Source organism: Anaeromyxobacter sp. SG64 (assembly GCF_022690745.1).
Taxonomy (GTDB): Bacteria; Myxococcota; Myxococcia; order Myxococcales; family Anaeromyxobacteraceae; genus Anaeromyxobacter; species Anaeromyxobacter soli.
On the sequence record NZ_JALCZB010000159.1, the window covers coordinates 2,501 to 5,644 of the forward strand.

The window sequence follows — 3,144 nt, forward strand, 5'->3', positions numbered from 1 at the left end:
CGCTGAATCCATAGGTGCAGGAAGCGAACCCGGGGAAGTGAAACATCTCAGTACCCGGAGGAAGAGAAAGCAAACAGCGATTCCGTCAGTAGTGGCGAGCGAAAGCGGAACAGCCCAAACCGGTTGGACGCGAGTCCAGCTGGGGTTGAGGGGCGCAATGGGGATGACCCGGGAGAGAAGCATCGGTAGGTGAGCCGTCTGGAAAGTCGGACCACAGAGGGTGACAGTCCCGTAACCGAAACCGATGTGTATCTCCTGATTGCGTACCCAAGTAAGGCGGGACACGTGAAATCCTGCCTGAATCTGCGAGGACCATCTCGTAAGGCTAAATACTCCCTAGAGACCGATAGTGAACAAGTACCGCGAGGGAAAGGTGAAAAGAACCCCTGTTAGGGGAGTCAAAAGAACCTGAAACCGCATGCCTACAAGCAGTTCGAGGGCTATGCCGCGCAAGCGGAATGCCTGAGAGCGTACCTTTTGCATCATGAATCGGCGACTTAATGGTTGTGGCGAGCTTAAGGCGATAGCCGGAGGCGCAGCGAAAGCGAGTCCGAAACGGGCGCCAGTCGCAATCATTATAACCCGAAGCCAGGTGATCTACTCATGGCCAGGTTGAAGCGCGGGTAAAACCGCGTGGAGGACCGAACTCATGGAGGTTGAAAACTTCTGGGATGAGCTGTGAGTAGGGGTGAAAGGCCAATCAAACTTGGTGATAGCTGGTTCTCCCCGAAAGATATTTAGGTATCGGCTCGGGAAATTCAGTTCAGGAGGTAGAGCACTGGAACGGCTAGGGGTCCTACCAGATTACCAAACCGTACCAAACTCCGAATGCCTGAAACTGTTATCCCGGGACGCAGTCGGTGGGTGATAACATTCATCGGCGAGAGGGGAATAACCCAGATCGTCGGCTAAGGTCCCCAAGTTCATGCTAAGTGATCACAAAAAGGATGTGGTAGCGCTTTGACAATCAGGAGGTTGGCTTAGAAGCAGCCATCCTTTAAAGATAGCGTAATAGCTCACTGATCAAGCGAGACTGCGCCGAAAATGTATCGGGTCTCAAGCATGACACCGAAGCCACGGGATCCCGCAAGGGATCGGTAGGGGAGCGTAGAACCGGCAGCGAAGCCAGACCGCAAGGACTGGTGGAGTCTGTTCTAGAGCTGATGCCGATATGAGTAGCGACAAAACGAGTGAGAAACTCGTTCGCCGTAAGCCCAAGGTTTCCTGGGGAAGGTTAATCCGCCCAGGGTTAGTCGGGCCCTAAGCCGAGGCCGAAAGGCGTAGGCGATGGACAACAGGTTAATATTCCTGTACCGCCCCGTTGGCGTTGAAGCGAGGGGGGACGGAGAAGGGTAGCGCAGCCGGGTGACGGTCGTCCCGGTTCAAGCCCGTAGGCGGGCCTCATACGATGAAAAGGTGAGGCCGTTAACGCCGAGAGGTGATGACGTGGCCGCAAGGCCTGAAGTGCGTGATCCCATGCTTCCTAGAAAATCCCCGCGTGGAGCTGACGAGGCGCCCGTACCGCAAACCGACACAGGTGGGCGAGGAGAAAATCCTAAGGCGCTTGAGAGAACTCTGGTCAAGGAACTCTGCAATCTACCCCCGTAACTTCGGAAGAAGGGGGGCCCGGCGTCGTGTAGGGACTTGCTCCTGAAGCGACACTGGGTCGCAGATAAATGGCGGTAGCGACTGTTTAACAAAAACACAGGACTCTGCAAACACGTCAAGTGGACGTATAGGGTCTGACGCCTGCCCGGTGCCGGAAGGTTAAGGTGATTCGTCAGGCCGCAAGGCCAAAGCGATGAACCGAAGCCCCGGTAAACGGCGGCCGTAACTATAACGGTCCTAAGGTAGCGAAATTCCTTGTCGGGTAAGTTCCGACCTGCACGAAAGGCGTAACGACTTCCGCGCTGTCTCGACCAGGGACTCAGCGAAATTGAAATAGCTGTGCCGATGCAGTTTACCCGCGGCAAGACGGAAAGACCCCATGAACCTTTACTACAACTTGCCACTGACACTAGGAATTGCTTGTGTAGGATAGGTGGGAGCCTATGAACCCCGGGCGCTAGCTTGGGGGGAGGCAACGGTGAAATACCACCCTGGCGATTTCTGGTGTCTAACCTGGACCCCTCATCGGGGTCGGGAACAATGGCTGGTGGGTAGTTTGACTGGGGCGGTCGCCTCCCAAAAAGTAACGGAGGCGCGCTAAGGTTCCCTCAGCCTGATTGGAAACCAGGCGTCGAGTGCAATGGCATAAGGGAGCTTGACTGCGAGAGCGACGGCTCGAGCAGGTGCGAAAGCAGGTCATAGTGATCCGGTGGTTCTGTATGGAAGGGCCATCGCTCAACGGATAAAAGGTACTCTGGGGATAACAGGCTTATCGCGTCCAAGAGTTCACATCGACGACGCGGTTTGGCACCTCGATGTCGGCTCATCGCATCCTGGGGCTGGAGCAGGTCCCAAGGGTTTGGCTGTTCGCCAATTAAAGCGGTACGCGAGCTGGGTTCAAAACGTCGTGAGACAGTTTGGTCCCTATCTGCCGTGGGCGTAGGAGAAGTGAGAGGATCTGTCCTTAGTACGAGAGGACCGGGATGGACGCACCGCTGGTGTACCAGTTGTCCCGCCAGGGGCATCGCTGGGTAGCTATGTGCGGAACGGATAACCGCTGAAAGCATCTAAGCGGGAAGCCAACCTCGAGACGACTTCTCCCGGGCGCAAGCCCCTGAAGCCCCCTCGAAGACGACGAGGTTGATAGGCCGGAGGTGTACGCGCCGTGAGGCGCTCAGCTGACCGGTACTAATCGGGCGTGCGGCTTGGTCTCCCTCTTCTCAGGTCGTAGACGACCATTGGACGAGGTCGAGATCGAGGCATCGAAACGTGTAGTCCGGGCCACGCGAGGCCCGCTGGAAGACTCTTCTAACCCTTCGTATTCAGCGAGAAGCAGCAGCAGTCGCTTCTCGAGCTCTTTTCTAGGTTTGCGGTGGCTATTTCGGTGGGGTCACACCCGTTCCCATCCCGAACACGGTAGTTAAGCCCACCAGAGCCGATGGTACTGCACCGGAAGCGGTGTGGGAGAGTAGGTCGCTGCCGCATTTTTTTCTTGGCCCGCTGGCGCAATTCGCGCCGGCGGGCTTTTTTCTTTTG

General features: G+C 56.5%; 2 rRNA genes (1 of these 2 running past the window's edge). Both read left to right on the forward strand.

Annotated elements, in window-relative coordinates:
* Positions 1–2,821: ribosomal RNA gene (locus tag MNZ29_RS23360) — 23S ribosomal RNA — on the forward strand (it extends 156 nt beyond the left edge of the window).
* Positions 2,822–2,976: 155 nt separating this feature from the next.
* Positions 2,977–3,093, forward strand: a 5S ribosomal RNA gene (gene rrf, locus MNZ29_RS23365).
* Positions 3,094–3,144 lie beyond the last annotated feature (51 nt).